This window comes from Curtobacterium ammoniigenes NBRC 101786 (assembly GCF_001571045.1).
GTDB lineage: Bacteria > Actinomycetota > Actinomycetes > Actinomycetales > Microbacteriaceae > Curtobacterium > Curtobacterium ammoniigenes.
This window is the reverse complement of record NZ_BCSV01000003.1, coordinates 16,209-34,299: the sequence shown is the minus strand read 5'-3', so window position 1 is coordinate 34,299 and position 18,091 is coordinate 16,209. Positions and strand designations below refer to the sequence as shown.

Here is an 18,091-nt window from a genome sequence, read left to right as displayed (position 1 = left end):
AGAGTTGCTTCGTGGGCGTCCGCGTCGGGTGCTGCAAGTGTGGCGAGCAGACGTTTCACAGCGAAGCCTCATGTGTTTCGCTCGTGTAACACGGTCCCGGCCCGTGTAAACGTCGTGTTTCAGAGCGGGCGGCCGCGCAACAATCGTGCGCGAGCGTGTCTGGTTCGGCTGCTCAGACGGACGTGGACAGCGGAAGCGCGGTGTCCGTGCGAGGCGCCGCGTCCGTCCGATGCAGCGGCATCGTGCTTCCCCGAACGACCAGTCGCGTCTCGAGGTCGACGCGCATGTGGTCCTGATCTGGGCTTTCCCGAAGTGCGATGACGAGACGAGCGGCCTGCGCCGCCATGTCGACGATCGGTTGGCGGATCGTCGTCAGCGGCGGGGCGACCCATCGACCGAGTGGGAGGCCGTCGAAGCCGACGACCGAGAGATCCGCCGGGATCCGCAGGCCGAGCGTACGCGCCGCTTCATACACGCCGAGGGCCTGCAGATCGCTCTCCGCGAAGATCGCCGTCGGAGGCTCGGGCATGTTGAGCAGATCGAGGCCTTGTGCGATTCCGCTCGCCACGTCGAAGGAGCCGTAGCGGATGTAGTTCGGGGGCAGGCCGATCCCGGAGTTATCGATCGCCGACCGGAAGCCCGAGAGCCGCGCGCGCGACATGATCATGTCCTGCGGCCCGGTGATGACGCCGACGCGCCGGTGGCCGAGGTCGAGGAGGTGCCGCGCGGCCTGCACCCCCCCGGCCCAGTTCGCCGCGCCGATCGATGGCACCTCCGGGTCGGGCTCGCCGGCCGGGTCGATGACGACGAACGGCACCTTCCGGATCCGGAGCCGCTTCCGCAGTTCGGCCGACGGGCTCCGCACGACGAAGATCACGCCGACGGGGTCGTGCTCGAGCACGCGGTCCAGCCAGCCGCTGACGGGGGAACGGCGATCCCCGCTTTCCGTGACGACGACCGACAGACCGGCCTCCCGCGCGACGCGTTCGACGCCGCGAATGATCTCTGTCGACCATTGGGAGTTCAACTCCACATCGTCCGAGGTTCCGAGCTCGGCGAACACGACCTCGACGAGGCTGCTCGATCGCGTACTTCCGCGCCGGTTGTAGCCGTGCTCGTGCAGCAGCGTCTCGATGCGGGCGCGCGTCGGCGCGGAGACGCCGGTGCGGCCGTTGAGCACCTTCGAGACGGTGGAGAGCGAGACCTGCGCCTCGGACGCGACGAGCGCGAGCGTGGTCCGCTCGCTCGCGCTCGTCTGGATCGTCATGGTGGGAATCCTAGGAGTTCTCGGACGCTTCCGGGCGGTCGGAGAGCGGGACCGTCTCCGGACGCTCGACGGTCGTGTGAAGCGTCACGACCGAGCGCTCGTCCGCGGCTCGCGCGATCGACTCCATGACGTCGAGCACGTGCAGCGCAAGGGCTCCGGAGGCGCGTGGCTGGCGATTGTTGTGCAGCGCCTCCGCCAGTTCCGCCAGCCCATACCCACGGCCGGAATCACGGTAGCCGGCGGTCTCCGGCACCGCGCGCCACTCAGCGGTGTCGGCCGTGTACACCTCGACCGGGTCGTTGAACCGATTCGGGTCCGGAACCGCGAGCGTGCCCTTGGTGCCGTAGACCTCGAACAGCGGCGACCGCGTTGCCCAGACCTCGAAGCTCACCGTGATCTGCGAGGAGACCCCCGACTCGTGTTCGAGGAGCGCCGTGACGTGCGTGTCGATCGCGACGGGGATCGGTGTGCCGGCCTGCGGGCCGGTCGCCACGGTGCGTGGGCGGTCGGACCGGGTCGCGAGCCCGGAGACGCGAATGATCGGTCCGAACAGCGTGACGAGGCTCGTGATGTAGTAGGGGCCCATGTCGAGCAGCGGCCCACCGCCCGGCTGGTAATAGAAGGCCGGGTTCGGATGCCACCGTTCATGCCCAGGGGCGGACCAGTGCACGGAGGCCCCGAGCACGTCTCCGATGACGCCGTCGTCGATCACGGCGCGCGCCGTCTGAATGCCCGTGCCGAGCACCGTGTCGGGTGCGCTTCCGAGCAGGACGCCGGCCGCGTCTGCGGCCTCGACGAGCGGTCTCGCCTCGGTGACGCTGAGCCCGAGCGGCTTCTCCGCGAACACGTGCTTGCCGTGCTCGATGGCGCGCAGCCCGACGTCGACGTGTGTGGCAGGGATCGTCAGGTTGAGCACGGCGTCGATGTCGTCGGATGCGAACAGGTCGTCGACCGACCGTGCGTCGACACCGTGCTCGGCCGCGACCTCACGCGCGCGCTCCTCGTTGATGTCCGCGACGGCGACGAGCTGCAGGTTCGGGAGCTTCTCGAACGACGCGAAGTACTGGGCACTGATCGTTCCGACGCCGACCATGCCGACCCGGAGTGGTGCGCTGCTCATGACTCTCCCCGTGCGGCCCAGAGGATGCCGCGTTCGATGATGGTTCGGACGTTCGGATCCTGCACGATCTCGAGCTTGTGCCCGGGCGCCGAGACGAAGATCCGACCAGCTCCCCACTGGCGCGTCCAGATCGCTGGCGCGGTCACCGGTCGGTTCCAGGGGTCCCAGGGGCGCACGTCCTGCGTTGTCGTCGCCAGTACATCGTTGTATTCATCCGAGAGAACCCAGTACTGCTCGGTGACGAGGTCGAAGTCCTCGATGCCCTGCGTGATCGGGTGCTGCTTGCCGAGCTCGGTGATGTGCACCGTGTACGGGATGTAGTTGTCCGACTGCTCCCCCTTGCGGAGGGACGGTTCGATGCCGGCGTGGTGGGCGAACTGCCCGCCGATCATGTGCAGGTAGTCGGCGCTGTTGCGATACGAGTCGGCGATGCCGCCGTGCCACCCCGCCATACCCGTTCCGTTCCGGACGGCACGCACGAGCCCGGCGAGCTGCTCCGGCTCGATCGTGTTCATGGTGTTGACCTGCACGACGAGGTCGACGGTGTCCATGTACGCCTCGTCGGCGTAGATCGCGGGGCTCTCCTCGACGCGCACGGTGAATCCGTGTTCGCGGAGGAACGGGATGAAGAATTCGGTGGTCTGGACCGGCTCGTGGCCGTCCCAGCCGCCGCGGACGATCAGCGCGTGGCGCTCAGGCATTCGGTTGTGCTTTCGTGCTGAAGGCTGCGTCGAACGCAGCGGTGGATGGTGTGATGGCGTGCTCGCGAACGAACGCGAGCGCTTCGGGTGCTCCGAGGAGCCGGTCCATCCCGGCGTCCTCCCACTCGACCGAGAGCGGGCCCTCGTAGCCGATGGCGTTGAGCATGCGGAACGCGTCCTCCCACGGCACGTCGCCGTGGCCGGTGTTGATGAAGTCCCAGCCACGTCGCGGGTCGGCCCATGCGAGGTGGGAGGACAGCCTCCCGTTCCGACCGTTGAGGCGGCGCTTCGTGTCCTTGCAGTGCACGTGGTAGATGCGGTCCTGGAAATCCCAGAGGAAGCCGACCGCGTCGAGGTCCTGCCACACCATGTGACTCGGGTCCCAGTTGAGCCCGAAGCCCTCGCGGTGCTCGATCGCATCGAGCGTCGCCTTGGTCGTCCAGTAGTCGTAGGCGATCTCGCTCGGATGCGGCTCGAGCGCGAACCGGACGCCGACCTCGTCGAACACGTCGATGATCGGGTTCCATCGCTCGGCGAAATCGCGGTACCCGGCGTCGACGAGTTCCTGCGACGCCGGGGGGAACATCGCCACGTACTTCCAGATCGACGAACCGGTGAATCCGGTCACCGTCTTCGCCCCGAGCCGGGCTGCCGCGCGGGCGGTGTTCTTCACTTCCTCGGCCGCGCGCTGCCGCACGCCCTCGGGCTCGCCGTCGCCCCACACGCTGTCGGGCAGCATGTCGCGATGCCGCTGGTCGATCGGGTCGTCACAGACCGCCTGACCCTTGAGGTGGTTGGAGATGGCGAAGACCTCGAGATTGTGCTTTCGGAGGATCGCAAGACGGTCGGCGACATACGCATCGTCGGTCGCAGCCCGATTGGGGTCGAGGTGGTCTCCCCAGCAGGCGATCTCGAGCCCGTCGTACCCCCACTCTCCAGCGAGACGGGCCACCTCCTCGAAGGGCAGGTCGGCCCACTGGCCGGTGAAGAGCGTGATCGGTCGTGTCATGTCGTGCTCGTTCCCTTCTCTCGTTCTGCGGTGCGTCCTGTCGCGCGCCGCACATGTCCGTGGTACCGCGGACGTCACGCCCGCGCGTACCCGAGCAGTCGGTCAGCCGACCGCGGCCCAGGCGCCATCGGAGCCCGATGACCGCTCCACGGCATCGAGAACGCGCTGCACCTGCAGACCATCGTCGAAGGACGGCGACGGGTCGCGTCCCTCGGCGATGTCCTTCACCAGATCGACGACCTGGTGCGAGAACCCGTGCTCGTAGCCGAGCGGATGCCCGGTCGGCCACCACGCGCCCGCATAGGGATGCTCCGGCTCCGTGACGAGGATCCGCCGGAAACCCTGTTCCGTCGCGCTGTCGGCGGCGTCGTAGAACTGCAGCTCGTTGAGCCGCTCGAGGTCGAACATGATCGCCCCACGCGACCCGTACAGCTCGATCGTCAGCCCGTTCTTCCGGCCGAGCGCGTAGCGGCTGGCCTCGAAGCTCGCGACCGCTCCGCCCGAGAGACGGCCGGTGAACCACGCGGCATCGTCGACCGTCACCGTTCCGCGCTCGCTCGATGCGGTGCCGGACAATCCGACGGTCTCGGCGAGCAGGGGACGCTCGGTCACGAACGTCCGAAGATGGCCGGACACATCGTCGACGCGCTGGCCGGTGATGAACTGCACCGCATCCACCGCATGGGCGCCGATGTCGCCGAGGGCGCCAGACCCGGCTCGGCTCTTGTCGAGTCGCCACGTCATCGGCCCATTTTCGTCGACGAGCCAGTCCTGGAGGTACGCAGCACGCGCCTGCCGCAGCGTACCGATCCGGCCCGCGTGCACGAGCTGTCGAGCGAAGGTGATCGCCGGTACGCGGCGATAGGTGAATCCCACCATCGACCGGATTCCGCGCTCGCTCGCGCGGCGCGCCGCCGTGACCATCTCCTCGGCTTCAGCAGGGGTGTTGGCGAGCGGCTTCTCGCAGAGGACGTGTTTCCCCGCCTCGAGCGCGGCGATCGCGATCTCGGCGTGGCTGTCGCCGGGCGAGCAGATGTCGATGAGATCGATGTCGTCGCGCTCGATGACCGCCTGCCAGTCCGTGGCACTCTCGGCCCATCCGAGCCGATCGGCAGCCTCCTGCGTCCGCGCGCCGTTGCGGCCGACGATGACTTGCATGACCGGCGACAACGGAAGGTCGAAGAACCGCGGGGCGACCCTCCAGGCCTGGCTGTGCGCGTTTCCCATGAATCCGGTGCCGATCATGGCGACCCGGAGCGGCTGTGATCCAGTCACGACGGAGAACTCCTTCTCAAAGCTGGTGGCGACGCGCCGCATCGAAGCGCGCGTCGGATCGGCCGCGCTGCGCACGCAGGCCGGAACCGTGCTGCGCGCCGACGACATCGACGCGCAGCACGGTCAGGTGGTTCGCGGATCAGCGGCCCGCGAGCGAACCGCCGATGCCGCCGACGCTGAAGAACTTGTTCAGCACCGCGAAGACGATGATCGGCGGCATCATCATGACGACCGCGACGGACATCACATCGCCCCAGTCGGTCTGGTTCTGCTGGAAGAACGTGTTCAGACCAACGGGGAGGGTGTAGTTCACGTCGCTCCGCAGGAACACGACAGCGACCAGGTAGTCGTTCCACGCGAGGAGGAACGAGAAGATGGCCGTCGACAGGATGCCCGGCAGCGAGTTCCGCAAAACGACGCGGCTGAAGCTGCCGAGGACGCTCGCACCGTCGATCCACGCCGCTTCCTCAAGGGCGATCGGGATCGAGTCGAAGTACGCCGCCATCATCCAGATCGCGACCGACATCGTCGAGCCGATGTAGATGATCGCCACGCCGGCGAGGTTGTCGACCAGGTTCAGCTTCGCGAACAGGAAGAACAGCGGGATCACTGCCGTCACAACCGGGAGCGACTGCACCACGAAGAGGATCAGCGCATAGCTCGATACCCACTTGCTGCGACCACGCGACAGCACGTAGCCGGCGGGGGCAGCCACGATCACCGAGACGAGGACGGTCACGCCGGCGATCATGAGGCTGTTCTCGAGCCAGTACGAGAGTGACGTCGACGTGAACACGGTCGAGTAGTTCTCGAACGTCAGTCCGACGGCCTTCGAACCGAGCGACGGCGTCACCGACAGGTACAGCACGGACACGATCGGCACGATCACGATTGCCGTGATCACCAGGATCGCGACGAACCGCCACCATTTCCCGCGCTCGCCGCTCTCGCCGAGCGTCCGACGACGCGGCTGACCTTTCGGGGTCGCGATCGCCTGCGATCGACGGCCGATCGCGAGTTCGTTCGTCTCGGCGGTCATTCGATGTTCACCTTCCGAATCTGGCGGTACAGGACCACGGAGACGACCACGAGTACCAGGGTCATCAGGAACGCGATCGCGACACCGGGACCGACCTGGTTGTTCTGGAACACCGTCTCGTACGCCATGACGACGAGGGTCTGCGTGGAGTTCACCGGACCGCCCTGCGTCAACAGCCAGATGGTCGGGAAGTCGTTGACGCAGAAAATGGTCATAAGGATCCAGCTGACGAAGGTCGACCGCTGAATCATGGGGAGGGTGATGCGCGTGAGCGTCTGCCACGGGCCGGCACCGTCGACCTTCGAGGCCTCATAGACGTTCGTGTCGACGGCCGCGAGGGCCGAGCTCGTCAGCATCATCATGAAGGGGAAGCTGATCCACACCTTGAACGTGCAGACCGTAATCTGCGCGAGCAGCGGGTTCGCGAGGAAGAGTACGTTCCCCATGCCCAGCGCGTGCGCCAGCAGCGGCAACGGCGACTGCGGCGTGGCCACGAGCCAGTTCCACGACGCTGCTGAGACCACGGTCGGAACGACCCACGGCAGGAGCAGCAGCACCTTGAAGAAGCCGTTCGCAGGAATCTTCGTGCGGAGGAGGAGCGCGAGGGCGAGTCCGATCACCCAGCTTCCGAAGACACCGGTGATGGTGAACACGACGGTGAAGATCGCGGCGTGCCAGAACGCCGGCTCCTGGACGACCGCGAGGTAGTTCGCGAACGCGACGAAGGAGCCTGCGCTGATGAGGTCGCCGTTGTGGAGCGATTCCCACCCGGCGTAGATGACCGGATAGGCGTTGAGGAGGACGAGCAGCAGCACCGACGGCACCGCGAACAGCAGGAAGGTCCCGGTGCGGGAGACCGCCGGGCGGCGCGTGCGCCCACCCGGCGGTCGTCCGCTTCCACCGACACCGACGCCATTCCGGGCTTGCTGCAGCCGGCGGGCGACGGTGTCCGTGGTCACTTCATCAGACCTTCGATGGAGTTCTGCAGGGTCTGCAGAGCCGTCTTCGCGTCCGTCTTTCCACCGAGGATCGACTGGGCGAAGGTGTTCATCGGCGCGGTTCCGTCAACGGTGTTCGCGATGTTGTAGAACAGGCCGGTTCCGCCCGGAGCGGCCCAGGTCTTGTAGATCGGGTTCCACTCGTTGAGGATCTTGACGTTGTTCGGGTCCTGCTTGAAGGCACTCGTCGAGGCGATGGACTTCAGCGGGGGCAGGCCGATGCCGGTGTTCTGCGTCCACAGCGCGGACATGTTCTTGTAGTAGTACGTCATGAAGTCCTCGGAGCCCGTGGTGCTCGGGGTGTTGGTGTACATCATGATGTTGTTCGGGAAGTACAGGCCGCCCTTGGTGCCGTGAGGACCGGTCAGCGGGTCGCCGACGACCATGTCGTTCTGCACGTCGCCGCCGACGCTCACCGCGAGGCCGGCGCCGTCCCAGCCGAAGCCGAACTTCTTCGCCTTCCACTGCGACTGCACGTTGGCGCTCGTGTAGGTCGCGGCAGCCGGGTCGGAGTAGCCGTTCTTCACGAGCATGAGGACGTATTCCATCGCCTCGACGTTGAGATCGGTCACGCAGTCCGGCTCCTTCTTCGAGTTGAAGAGGCCGCCACCGTTGTTGATCATGAACGCGGTGAGGATGTGCGAACCGGTGAAGTTACCGGCACCCGAACCGAGGCCGAATCCGTACACGCCGATCTTCTTCAGCGCGGCGCAGACGTTGGTGTAGTCGTCCCAGGTCTTGGGCGGCTGAACGCCGGCCTGCTGCATGAGCGACTTGTTGTACCAGGAGCACCGAACGTCCAGGTTGTACGGCACCGCCGCGTAGCCCTGGTCGGTCTTCATCGTGTCGAGCAGACCCGGGAGGAAGTCGTCGTACAGGCCGTTCGACTTCCAGGAGTCGAGGAGCTTGTCCGCGTAGTGGATCTTGCCCTCGTGGGCGTACTGGAACGCCTGCGTGCCACCGCCGGAGCTCACGGCGGGGCCGGTGTTCGACGCGACCGCCGACGAGAAGACCGTGGTGAAGTTCGCCCATTGGACTTCCTGGTAGGTGGCGGTGAAGCCACCCTTCTTGAACGCGGTCGTGATCTTCTTGTCGAGCGGGTTGAACGCCGTTCCACCCCAGGGCATGTTCCAGAACTTGATCGTTCCGGACGCCGCAGCGGCACCGGACGCACCGCCGCCGCCCGTGCTGCTCCCGGTCCGGGAGCAAGCAGCCAGGATGCCCGCGAGCGAGACTGCCCCGGCCGCTCCGAACAGAGCCCGCCTCGTGAACGCGGACCCGTTGTGTTCTGCCATCAGTCGTTCCTTCCGCCCCGCTTCAGTGCGGGACCTTGCTCTTCCTTGAACAAAACTTTCCCGACTCGGGTCGGGTGCCTCGAATGGCTGAAGCCCTTCCTACCTCACCGGTAGAACCGTGTCAATCAGCCGATCCGGCGTTTCCAAACCGTTATCGACCCGCTCCACTGCGTTTCGTGAGAAGGAAACTCTCGCTGGCGAAGACGACGAAACTTTCGCGATCAGTCGCGCGTCAGCGCTACGACGCGGCTTGCGGCTCGCAGATACTTTTTCCGGTACCCGCCCGTGAGCATCGACTCCGGGTAGAGCTCGTCTAGCGGCGTCCCGGACGCGACGATCCGAATCTGTGCGTCGTACAGCCGATCCACAAGGGCAACCCAGCGGAGCGCGTCGGTCTGATCCGCGAACGGCGTCGCGTCCCGGAGCCCCACGGCATCGAGACCGTCGACCAGCGCAACGTACTTCGACGGGTGCACTGACCCGAGGTGGGCGACGACGGAACGGAAGTCGTCGAGCGTGACGCGATCCGAGCCTCCGGTGGGAAGGGTCGCGAGTACGGAGGCGACGTCATCGACGGTCACCGCGTGCTCGGTCACCGATCGGCGCCGGTAGTCGAGGCCGTCGATCCGGAGCGTGTCGAATCGATCCGACATCGCCTGAATCTCGCGGAGGAAGTCCTGCGCGGCAAACCGGCCCTCGCCGAGGGCACCCGGCGGGGTGTTCGACGTCGCCGCGAACCGCGTCCCGGTATCGGACAGCTCCTTGATCAGTCGCGTCATGACCATGGTGTCGCCGGGGTCGTCGAGTTCGAACTCATCGATGCACACCAGCGCCGTTCCACGCAGCAGCTCGACCGTGCCCTGGAACCCGAGCGCGCCAACGAGCGCGGTGTACTCGATGAAGGTGCCGAACGTCTTCCGGCCGCGGGCCGCGTGGTACGCAGCCGCGAGGAGGTGCGTCTTCCCGACCCCGAATCCGCCGTCGAGGTACACGCCCGACGTGACCACAGCCTCCGGCTCGACCCGCTTGCGGCGGGTGAACAGGCTCCGCCGCGTCGGAGGCTCTGGCTCGGTCCGCACGAATCGCTCGACCGCATCCCGCACCGATGCCTGCGAGGGGAACTCAGGATCCGGTCGATACGTCTCGAACGTCGCGCCCTCGAACTGCGGCGGCGGCACGAGCGCTTCCGCCATCTGCGCTGGAGTCAGCGTCGGGTTGCGGTCGACGAGGTGCGCGGGCATGCGTGCCTTCCGAGGAGGAAGCGAGACGGGAACGCGCCGTGCAGGCCGGACGGGCAGTCGCGAATCGTCATCGGGATGACCTCACCCGCCTGACCGGCGTACCGTATTCACGGCGCAGGACACTGATCCTAGTCCGCGCGAGAGTTCAGCCCGGCCCCACCAGGGCCGAGAGGAGAGCACCGATGACCTACCCGCTCGACCCGTCCGACAAGTTCCAGGCCTATGCGCATCCGGAGCGGCTCGTGTCGACGGAATGGCTGCAGGCGCAGCTCGACAACGGTGCAGCCTCCCCCGACCTCGTCGTCGTCGAGTCCGACGAGGACGTTCTGCTCTACGAGACCGGGCACATCCCCGGCAGCGTCAAGATCGACTGGCACACCGACCTCAATGATCCGGTCGAGCGCGACTACATCGACGGCGCGGCGTTCGCCCGACTGGTCGGCGGCAAGGGCATCGGCCGTGACACCACGGTCGTCATCTACGGCGACAAGAACAACTGGTGGGCCGCGTACGCGCTCTGGGTCTTCTCGCTCTTCGGTCACGCCGACGTCCGACTCCTCGACGGCGGGCGCGCCAAGTGGGTCGCCGAGGACCGCCCGATGACGACTGACGAGACGAGCGCCCAGCCGGTCGACTATCCGACGGTCGACCGGTCGGACGAGGCGATCCGCGCGTTCCGCGACGACGTGCTGGCGCACCTCGGAAAGCCGCTCATCGACGTGCGGAGCGCCCCCGAGTACACCGGCGAGCGCACCAGCGCGCCGGACTACCCGGAGGAGGGGGCGCTCCGCGGCGGTCACATCCCCTCCGCGGTGAACATCCCCTGGGCAACGGCGGCGAACACCGACGGAACGTTCAAGGACCGCGCCGAGCTCGAGGCGATCTACCGCGACGGCGCTGGTGTCGGCGATGCGGACGAGGTGATCGCGTACTGCCGGATCGGCGAGCGGTCGAGCCACACCTGGTTCGTGCTCCAGCATCTTCTCGGCTACCCGCACGTCCGCAACTACGACGGGTCGTGGACGGAGTGGGGCAGCGCGGTGCGCGTGCCGATCGTGCAGGGCGCGGAGCCCGGCGCCGTACCCGCGCGATGAGCGCGCCATTGCCGGAGGCCCTCGCGGCAACCCGCGATGATTTCCTCGCCCTGTCGAAGCGCGATCGCTTGCAACTGCTCCTGGAGTTCTCCAACGAGCTCCCACCGCTTTCCGAGCGGTACCAGGGGCACGAGGAAGAGCTCGAACGCGTCGAGGAGTGCCAGTCGCCCGTGTTCATCGACGTGACCGTCGGCGAGCCCGCGGACGGACCCGATATCGTGCGCATGGTCGCAACCGCCCCGGCGGAAGCGCCCACCACGCGCGGGTTCGCATCGATCCTCGTGCAGGGCCTGACCGGGCTGCATTCCGCCGAGGTGCTCGCAGTGCCATCCGACTACCCCCTCACGCTGGGCCTCCAGGAGGCCGTGTCCCCGCTTCGCATCCGGGGCATGGTGGGAATGCTCGGTCGGGTGCAGCGACAGGTGCGCGCCCTGGTGAGCTGACCTCAGCGCGACTCGGTCGCCGGTACGACGCGCAGCACCTCGGTCAGCCAGGCGAGGATCCGCGCGTCGAACCAGTCGGCGTCATGGTTCCACAGCTTTGTGTGCCGCGCCGTGTGAGCGATCTCGAGACGCACCAGATCGGGCCGCGCCCCGGCCAACGCGTGCGATGCAGTCGACGGAACGAAACCGTCGTCGTCGCTGTGCAGGATCAGGATGGGGACATCGAGCTCCGCGGACCGCGCCACCATGTCGAGCGACCGAATGTCGACCGGCTCCGCTGCGCCAGCCACCCGGTGCATGAGTCGCGTGCGCAGCAACCACTGCACTCCGGGCAGCACGAACGGTGGCAGCCGGAGCTGCGCGGCCTGCGACCGCAAGACGGTCGCCCAGTCGACGACCGGCGACTCGAGCACCACGCCCTGGATCATCCGCCGGGCGGAGGACCGCAGGAGCGTCTGCAGGACGACGGCCCCGCCCATCGACCACCCCATGAGCACGACGCTGCGACCGCCCGCCTCGGTGATCCAGGTGAGACACGCGTCGATGTCCTCCCACTCCGTGTCGCCGAGCCGATAGCGGCCGTCCCGCGACGCCGGCGCGACGCCGTCGTTTCGCCAGGACGCGAGCAGCACCGAGTACCCGGCGGCACGGAAGACCGGAACCGCACGAATCGTCTCGGCACGAGTGACGCCCCTGCCGTGCACGAGGACCGCCCACGGCGCCGCGGGGTCATCGGCACGCACGACCCAGGCGGGCGCGGCGCCATTCGGTGTCGGAATCGCAACGTCCTCGACCGGCACGTCGAGTTCGCCCGGATGCAGGTAGAACCATCCGCCCCAGCGGACGAAGCGAACACCGCTGAGCGATGCGCCCTGCAGGGCGAGGATCTCCCGCGTCACGGTGTCGGGTGTCGCCGAGATGACGTCACCCACGCGGGCGTGGCCGGAGCCGGCACGGAACCACACGCTGTACCTGCCCGGCAGTTCGGTGTCGGCCGTTCGCGCGAGCGTCAGTGTCCCCCGGGCAAGATCGACCGCGACAAGGGGGACGCGCTCGACCCGCCGCCGATCCGGCGTCACGACAATGCGCGACATCGCCGCGACCAGCACGCCCGCCGCAGCACCGCCTGCCACTGCCCCCGCTCCGATGGCGATCCCGGCGGCGCGTGCGGCGGAGCGCAACGACATCGCGGTCCTCCTGCTCGATCGGCGCGCCGGAACGACGCCGTCGCTCCGCAGAGCCTAATCTGCATTCGTGTCGGAATCCCGAGAAACGGTGCGCGAACCGTCTGCCTTCCTGCGGCTTCGCGAATACCTCACGACCGGGACGCGCCGCGTTGAGACCACGGTGACGGAGATCCCCTCACCGTCACGCGTGGCACCGCATTCGATCGCGCTCGCCGCGGATGTCTCCGGAACAGCCCACGGCGTCGACAGCGATATCGGAACCGGCCGCTTCGTCGCGCTCTTCGACCCGGAGGAACCCGAGGGGTGGGGCGGTCCGTTCCGCGTGGTGAGCTTCGCGCAGGCCCCGCTCGAACCGGAAATCGGCGTCGACGAGTTCGTGGCCGACGTCACCTGGAGCTGGCTCGTCGACGCGTTGGACGCGCATCACGCCGCGTACGGGAGCGCGTCGGGAACCGCCACGAAGATCATCTCCCGCGGATACGGCGAACTCGCAGCGCAGGGGGACGGCGCGCAGCTCGAGCTCCGGGCATCCTGGTCTCCCCTCGACGATGACCTGATCCCGCACGTGCAGGCGTGGGAAGACATTGTCGCGATGCTCGCCGGTCTCCCGCCTGCGTCCGACGGTGTCGCGCTGCTCGCCCCGAGAAGGCTTGCCCGTGACTGACGAATCCAGCGCGGACGCGTCGAGTCGATCCGCCAAGATGGACGTCGTGACCGATCCCGTGCTCGACGCCGTCCATGCTGTCGAGGCGTCGCACGACACGGTGCACGTGATCGCCGACGACGAGGCGTTCCTCCGCGCTGTCGAGCGCCTGTCGAGCGGGACCGGCCCGGTCGCGGTCGACGCGGAGCGAGCAAGCGGATACCGATACTCGCAGCGCGCCTACCTGGTGCAGGTGTACCGCCGCGGAGCGGGATCGTTCCTCTTCGACCCGATCGCGATCTCCTCGTTCGCGCCGCTGCAGGCCGCGATAGCGGACGCGGAGTGGGTGTTTCACGCCGCCAGCCAAGACCTGCCGTGCCTGGCGGAGGTCGGTCTCATCCCATCGAGCATCTTCGACACCGAGCTCGGCGCGCGGCTCGCCGGCCTCCCGCGCGTGGGGCTCGGCGCGGTCGTCGAAGCGCTCCTCGGCGTCCGGCTCGCCAAAGAGCACAGCGCCGCCGACTGGTCCACGAGGCCGCTGCCGCAGTCATGGCTCGTGTACGCGGCGCTCGATGTCGAGCTGCTCGTCGACGTGCGTGATGCCCTCGCCGAGCGGCTTGCCGCATCCGGCAAGCTCGACCTTGCGCGGCAGGAGTTCGATGCCGTGCTGACGCGCGCCCCGAAGCCCCCGCGCGCGGAGCCGTGGCGGCGACTCTCCGGCCTGCACACGCTCCGGGGTCAGCGCGCCCTTGCGATCGCGCGAGAACTGTGGCTCGCGCGCGATGCCTACGCGCAAGAGATCGATGTCGCCCCCGGTCGCACCATCCCGGACGCGTCGATCCTCGCCGCCGCAGCAGCGAGCCCAGCGTCGCAGCGTGAGCTCGCATCGATGAAGGCATTCTCTGGCCGTGCGAGCCGGAGCCAGATCGAACGCTGGTGGGCCGCGGTCGAGGCCGGGCGCACGACCACAGACCTGCCGAAGCTTCGGGGCGGAGGCGAGCCGGGCCTCCCGCCCGCACGCTCGTGGGCCGACCGCAATCCGGCGGCGGACCGCCGATACAAAGCTGCCCGCGCAGCGGTCGTGGAACACGCAAGCGACCTCGACCTGCCGGTCGAGAACCTGCTCACGCCGGACACGCTTCGACAGGTGGCGTGGGAGCCGCCACAGCCGCTCTCCGTCACAGCCATCGCAGCGGCGCTCGCCGATGCGGGCGCGCGCCCGTGGCAGATCGCCGAGACCGCGGAACGCATCACTTCCGCATTTGTTGCAGCCGAACAGGCGCCTCCCGTGAACCCCGCTTCGGAGTCGTAGGAACCACCCAAGCGGTTCGACGCCGCACAGGAGGCTGGCCTAGCGTCGAGCGCGTCGGGAATCCGACCGCTGATCGATGAGGATCTGGAGGCTCCACAGTGCCCAAAGCATCAGACGTCGTCTTCGTAGACGGAGTCCGCACCCCGTTCGGCCGTGCCGGTGAGAAGGGGGTGTACTGGACCACCCGCGCGGACGACCTCGCGGTGCACGCGATGCGCGGGCTGCTCGATCGCAATGCGTTCGATCGCGCAGCCGTCGACGACGTCGCCGTCGCGGCCACCACGCAACAGGGTGACCAGGGGCTGACGCTCGGCCGCACCGTGGGCATGCTCGCGGGCCTCCCGAAGAGCGTCCCGGGATACGCGATCGACCGCATGTGCGCGGGCGCGATGACCAGCGTGACCACGCTTGCCGGGGCGATCGCCTTCGGAGCCGCCGACATCGCGATCGCCGGCGGCGTCGAGCACATGGGACGCCACCCGATGGGTTTCGGCGCCGACCCGAACCCGCGCTTCGTCGCGGAGCGCATGGTGAACGCCGACGCACTCGTGATGGGCAAGACCGCCGAGCGGCTGCACGACCGGTTCCCCGACATCACGAAGGACCGCGCGGACGCGTACGCCGTCCAGTCGCAGCAGCGGTACGCCGCCGCGTGGGCGGCCGGGAAACTGCAGCCCGACCTCATCCCCGTCGAGGTGAAGACCGCGACCGGCTGGGATCTCGTCACCAAGGACGAGCCACCGCGCCCCGAGACCACCCTGGAGGCGCTGGCCGCGTTGAAGACGCCCTTCCGGCCCCACGGACGGGTCACCGCCGGCAACGCCGCGGGCCTGAACGACGGAGCGACCATGAGCCTCCTCGCCTCGACGGACGCCGCGAAGCAGCACGGCCTCCCGACGAAGATGCGGCTCGTCTCGTTCGCCTTCGCCGGCGTCGACCCCGAGGTGATGGGGATCGGACCGGTGCCTGCGACCGAGAAGGCCCTCGCCAAGGCAGGGCTGTCCATCGATGACATCGGGCTCTTCGAGATCAACGAGGCATTCGCCGTGCAGGTTCTCGCGTTCCTCGACCATTACGGCATCCCGCAGGACTCGACGAAAGTCAACCCGTGGGGCGGCGCGATCGCGGTCGGACATCCGCTGGCCTCGAGCGGCGTCCGCCTCATGACGCAGCTCGCCGCGCAGTTCGCCGACCACCCCGAGGTCCGCTACGGCATCACCACCATGTGCATCGGTCTCGGCCAGGGCGGCACGGTGATCTGGGAGAACCCGAACTACTCCGCGTCCGCAGCGCGGGCAGCACGAAAGGCGGCGTGAGCATGACCACGATCGATCAGCACGCATCGGCTCGGCTCGAGGCGCTGAGCGCGGACGAAGTCGTCACCCACTCCTACGTCAAGCACGTGCCGATGCCGAGCGGCGGGACGCTCGCACTCATCACCCTCGACAACGGCAAGGACTACAAGCGGCCGAACTCCCTCGGCCCGCGAACCCTGCTGGAGCTCTCCGCAGCGCTCGACGCGATCCGCGCCGACGCCGCCGCAGGACGCGTGCAGGCCGCAGCGATCACCGGCAAGGAGTACTGCCTCGCGGCAGGCGCCGACCTGTCCCAGGCGAGCACTGTCCCCGACCGGGAGACCGCGCTCGCGCTCGCGCAGCTCGGACACGCGACGCTTCGGAAGCTCGGTGATCTCGGTGTGCCGTCGTTCGCGTTCGTGAACGGCATCGCGCTCGGAGGAGGCCTCGAGGTCGCCCTGCACTGCACCTACCGCGCGTTCTCGTCGGCGGCGCAAGGCATCGGCCTGCCCGAGGTGTTCATCGGCCTCGTGCCGGGCTGGGGTGGCGCGACGCTGCTCCCCCGTCTGATCGGGCCCGAGCGCGCGCTCCGCGTCATCATCGAGAACCCACTGAAGAACAACCGACTCCTCGACGGTCCGGCAGCTGTCGAGCTCGGCGTCGGTGACAGACTCATCGACTCGGTCATGTTCCTGCCGGATGCGATCAAGTGGGCCGACCGTGTCGTCACCGGCGCGGAGAAGGTCGACCGGCCGCACACCCCTGGCGCCCTTCAGAAGGCCGCGTGGGGCACCGTCGTGAAAGTGGCTCGGTCCCAAGTCGCGGCGAAGATCGGTACCGTCTCGAAGTCACCGTTCCGCGCGCTCGACCTGGTCGCTGCCGCGAAGAGCGGGTCGCTCGACGAGCGATTCGCGGACGAGGACGACGCACTCGCCGATCTGATCGCCGGAGACCAGTTCGCGGCGTCGATGTACGCGTTCGACCTCGTCCAGAAGCGGGCGCGCAAGCCGGTGGGAGCGCCGGAGGCCGCGCCCAAACCGATCACGAAGGTCGGGGTGCTCGGCGCCGGGCTCATGGCATCGCAGTTCGCGCTGCTGTTCGCACGCCGCCTCGGCGTGCCGGTCGTGATCACCGACATCGACCAAGCCCGCGTCGACGCGGGGGTCGCTCGCATTCATCAGTCGATCGACGACCTGCTCGCCAAGCGCCGGGTCTCCCCCGACGACGCCAACCGGATTCGCGCGCTCGTGTCCGGGTCGGTGTCGTACGACGCCTTCGCGGACGCGGACTGGGTCATCGAGGCGGTGTTCGAGGAGCTCTCGGTCAAACAGGTGGTGTTCCGCAACATCGAGCGGGTGATCGCACCGGACGCCATCCTCGCGACGAACACCTCCTCGCTCTCCGTCGACGCGATGGCGTCAGTCCTCGCGAACCCGGAGCGTCTCATCGGGTTCCACTTCTTCAACCCGGTCGCGGTCATGCCTCTGGTGGAGGTCGTTCGGGCCTCCGCATCGTCCGACGAGGCGATCGCGACAGGGCTGGCGGTCGCGAAGCAGCTGAAGAAGACCGCGATCGTGACCGCCGACCAGCCAGGGTTCGTCGTGAACCGCGTGCTCGCACGCGTGCTCGGCATTGCGATGGAGGGCGTGGAACAGGGCACGCCGTTTGAGACCGTCGCCGAGGGCGCGGCCCCGCTCGGCCTGCCGATGTCACCGTTCGAGCTGCTCGAACTCGTCGGCCTCCCGGTCGGCGCGCACGTGCTCGACTCGCACCACGCCGCGTGGCCGGAGCGGTTCTATCCCGGCACCGGTCTCGCGCGGCTCGCCGAGTTCGGGCACATCCTGCAGCGCGACAAGAAGGGCGCTGTCACGGGATACGACCCGGCAGCCGTGAAGCTCGTCGCACCGGCGAAGAAGGACGCGCGACCGGTGGATGCTGACGCCATGCGTCGGCGTTTCGAGGACGCGCTTGCCGACGAACTTCACCGCATGCTCGAGGACCGAGTCGTCGAACACGTCGAGGAGATCGATCTTGGGCTGATCCTCGGCGCGGGGTACCCATTCCAGGCCGGGGGCATCAGCCCCTACCTCGACCGAACCGGCGCCTCCGAGCGCGTGTTCGGCGGCACGTTCCACGACCCGAAGATCGTGGGGCCAGCCTCCCGGTAAGGCT

General features: G+C 68.1%; 16 protein-coding genes. 6 read left to right on the top strand and 10 right to left on the bottom strand.

Translation table 11 applies throughout. The features are described 5' to 3' along the window. Nucleotides 1-172: 172 nt before the first annotated feature. The 9 genes from CAM01S_RS07180 to zapE all read right to left on the bottom strand — a co-directional run bounded on the left by CAM01S_RS07180 (nt 173) and on the right by zapE (nt 9,945). Entirely contained in the window at nt 173-1,267 is a 1,095-nt protein-coding gene (locus CAM01S_RS07180) for a LacI family DNA-binding transcriptional regulator (RefSeq protein ID WP_083527846.1), read from the bottom strand. Between the two features lie 10 nt (nt 1,268-1,277). Continuing rightward, entirely contained in the window at nt 1,278-2,387 is a 1,110-nt protein-coding gene (locus tag CAM01S_RS07175; RefSeq protein WP_066518804.1) for a Gfo/Idh/MocA family protein, read from the bottom strand. After that, complete coding sequence (locus tag CAM01S_RS07170) at nt 2,384-3,088, bottom strand: ThuA domain-containing protein (RefSeq protein WP_066518801.1); 705 nt, start codon at nt 3,086-3,088, stop codon at nt 2,384-2,386. The genes CAM01S_RS07175 and CAM01S_RS07170 overlap by 4 nt, the downstream gene beginning before the upstream one ends. Next, nucleotides 3,081-4,097, bottom strand: a complete 1,017-nt coding sequence (locus CAM01S_RS07165) for a sugar phosphate isomerase/epimerase family protein (RefSeq protein WP_066518799.1) — start codon at nt 4,095-4,097, stop codon at nt 3,081-3,083. The genes CAM01S_RS07170 and CAM01S_RS07165 overlap by 8 nt, the downstream gene beginning before the upstream one ends. Nucleotides 4,098-4,199: 102 nt before the next feature. After that, nucleotides 4,200-5,342, bottom strand: a complete 1,143-nt coding sequence (locus tag CAM01S_RS07160) for a Gfo/Idh/MocA family protein (RefSeq protein WP_066519883.1) — start codon at nt 5,340-5,342, stop codon at nt 4,200-4,202. A gap of 169 nt (nt 5,343-5,511) precedes the next feature. Next, entirely contained in the window at nt 5,512-6,411 is a 900-nt protein-coding gene (locus CAM01S_RS07155; protein ID WP_066518795.1) for a carbohydrate ABC transporter permease, read from the bottom strand. Beyond that, entirely contained in the window at nt 6,408-7,370 is a 963-nt protein-coding gene (locus CAM01S_RS07150; protein WP_066518788.1) for a carbohydrate ABC transporter permease, read from the bottom strand. The genes CAM01S_RS07155 and CAM01S_RS07150 overlap by 4 nt, the downstream gene beginning before the upstream one ends. Next, the gene (locus tag CAM01S_RS07145) at nt 7,367-8,704 is read right to left on the bottom strand and encodes an ABC transporter substrate-binding protein (protein ID WP_066518773.1); all 1,338 of its coding nucleotides are present in this window, start codon (nt 8,702-8,704) and stop codon (nt 7,367-7,369) included. The genes CAM01S_RS07150 and CAM01S_RS07145 overlap by 4 nt, the downstream gene beginning before the upstream one ends. Nucleotides 8,705-8,925: 221 nt before the next feature. Beyond that, the gene (zapE, locus tag CAM01S_RS07140) at nt 8,926-9,945 is read right to left on the bottom strand and encodes a cell division protein ZapE (RefSeq protein WP_066518768.1); all 1,020 of its coding nucleotides are present in this window, start codon (nt 9,943-9,945) and stop codon (nt 8,926-8,928) included. 182 nt (nt 9,946-10,127) lie between these two features. On the opposite strand from zapE, the gene CAM01S_RS07135 reads away from it, so the two are divergent. Together CAM01S_RS07135 and CAM01S_RS07130 are read left to right on the top strand one after the other, a co-directional pair. Continuing rightward, nucleotides 10,128-11,039, top strand: coding sequence for a sulfurtransferase (locus CAM01S_RS07135; RefSeq protein ID WP_066518767.1), 912 nt, complete (start codon nt 10,128-10,130; stop codon nt 11,037-11,039). Next, nucleotides 11,036-11,482 carry a SufE family protein gene (locus CAM01S_RS07130; RefSeq protein WP_066518761.1) on the top strand — a complete coding sequence of 149 codons (447 nt, stop codon included), beginning with the start codon at nt 11,036-11,038 and terminating at the stop codon, nt 11,480-11,482. The genes CAM01S_RS07135 and CAM01S_RS07130 overlap by 4 nt, the downstream gene beginning before the upstream one ends. Before the next feature lie 2 nt (nt 11,483-11,484). Here the strand turns inward: CAM01S_RS07130 and CAM01S_RS07125 are convergent, their stop codons facing one another. Then, nucleotides 11,485-12,669 carry an alpha/beta hydrolase gene (locus CAM01S_RS07125; RefSeq protein WP_066518759.1) on the bottom strand — a complete coding sequence of 395 codons (1,185 nt, stop codon included), beginning with the start codon at nt 12,667-12,669 and terminating at the stop codon, nt 11,485-11,487. Between the two features lie 67 nt (nt 12,670-12,736). Between CAM01S_RS07125 and CAM01S_RS07120 the strand changes: the two genes are divergently transcribed. The 4 genes from CAM01S_RS07120 to CAM01S_RS07105 all read left to right on the top strand — a co-directional run bounded on the left by CAM01S_RS07120 (nt 12,737) and on the right by CAM01S_RS07105 (nt 18,087). After that, nucleotides 12,737-13,333: a DUF3000 domain-containing protein gene (locus CAM01S_RS07120; RefSeq protein WP_066518757.1), complete on the top strand. Its 597-nt coding sequence runs from the start codon at nt 12,737-12,739 to the stop codon at nt 13,331-13,333. After that, complete coding sequence (locus CAM01S_RS07115; protein WP_245631572.1) at nt 13,326-14,624, top strand: HRDC domain-containing protein; 1,299 nt, start codon at nt 13,326-13,328, stop codon at nt 14,622-14,624. Before CAM01S_RS07120 ends, CAM01S_RS07115 begins: the two co-directional genes overlap by 8 nt. 98 nt (nt 14,625-14,722) lie before the next feature. Then, a complete protein-coding gene (locus tag CAM01S_RS07110) occupies nt 14,723-15,940 on the top strand; it encodes a thiolase family protein (protein WP_066518750.1) in 1,218 nt (405 codons plus the stop codon). Between the two features lie 2 nt (nt 15,941-15,942). After that, complete coding sequence (locus CAM01S_RS07105; protein ID WP_066518746.1) at nt 15,943-18,087, top strand: 3-hydroxyacyl-CoA dehydrogenase NAD-binding domain-containing protein; 2,145 nt, start codon at nt 15,943-15,945, stop codon at nt 18,085-18,087. The last annotated feature ends 4 nt before the right edge of the window (nt 18,088-18,091 follow it).

Excerpts from the sequence above, each read along its gene's own strand:
- CAM01S_RS07130 (WP_066518761.1), top strand. The coding sequence starts at position 11,036 with ATGAGCGCGCCATTGCCGGAGGCCCTCGCGGCAACCCGCGATGATTTC.
- CAM01S_RS07160 (WP_066519883.1), bottom strand. The coding sequence starts at position 5,342 with ATGATCGGCACCGGATTCATGGGAAACGCGCACAGCCAGGCCTGGAGG.
- CAM01S_RS07125 (WP_066518759.1), bottom strand. The coding sequence starts at position 12,669 with ATGTCGTTGCGCTCCGCCGCACGCGCCGCCGGGATCGCCATCGGAGCG.
- CAM01S_RS07135 (WP_066518767.1), top strand. The coding sequence starts at position 10,128 with ATGACCTACCCGCTCGACCCGTCCGACAAGTTCCAGGCCTATGCGCAT.
- zapE (WP_066518768.1), bottom strand. The coding sequence starts at position 9,945 with ATGCCCGCGCACCTCGTCGACCGCAACCCGACGCTGACTCCAGCGCAG.
- CAM01S_RS07180 (WP_083527846.1), bottom strand. The coding sequence starts at position 1,267 with ATGACGATCCAGACGAGCGCGAGCGAGCGGACCACGCTCGCGCTCGTC.
- CAM01S_RS07175 (WP_066518804.1), bottom strand. The coding sequence starts at position 2,387 with ATGAGCAGCGCACCACTCCGGGTCGGCATGGTCGGCGTCGGAACGATC.
- CAM01S_RS07155 (WP_066518795.1), bottom strand. The coding sequence starts at position 6,411 with ATGACCGCCGAGACGAACGAACTCGCGATCGGCCGTCGATCGCAGGCG.
- CAM01S_RS07165 (WP_066518799.1), bottom strand. The coding sequence starts at position 4,097 with ATGACACGACCGATCACGCTCTTCACCGGCCAGTGGGCCGACCTGCCC.
- CAM01S_RS07105 (WP_066518746.1), top strand. The coding sequence starts at position 15,943 with ATGACCACGATCGATCAGCACGCATCGGCTCGGCTCGAGGCGCTGAGC.
- CAM01S_RS07145 (WP_066518773.1), bottom strand. The coding sequence starts at position 8,704 with ATGGCAGAACACAACGGGTCCGCGTTCACGAGGCGGGCTCTGTTCGGA.
- CAM01S_RS07170 (WP_066518801.1), bottom strand. The coding sequence starts at position 3,088 with ATGCCTGAGCGCCACGCGCTGATCGTCCGCGGCGGCTGGGACGGCCAC.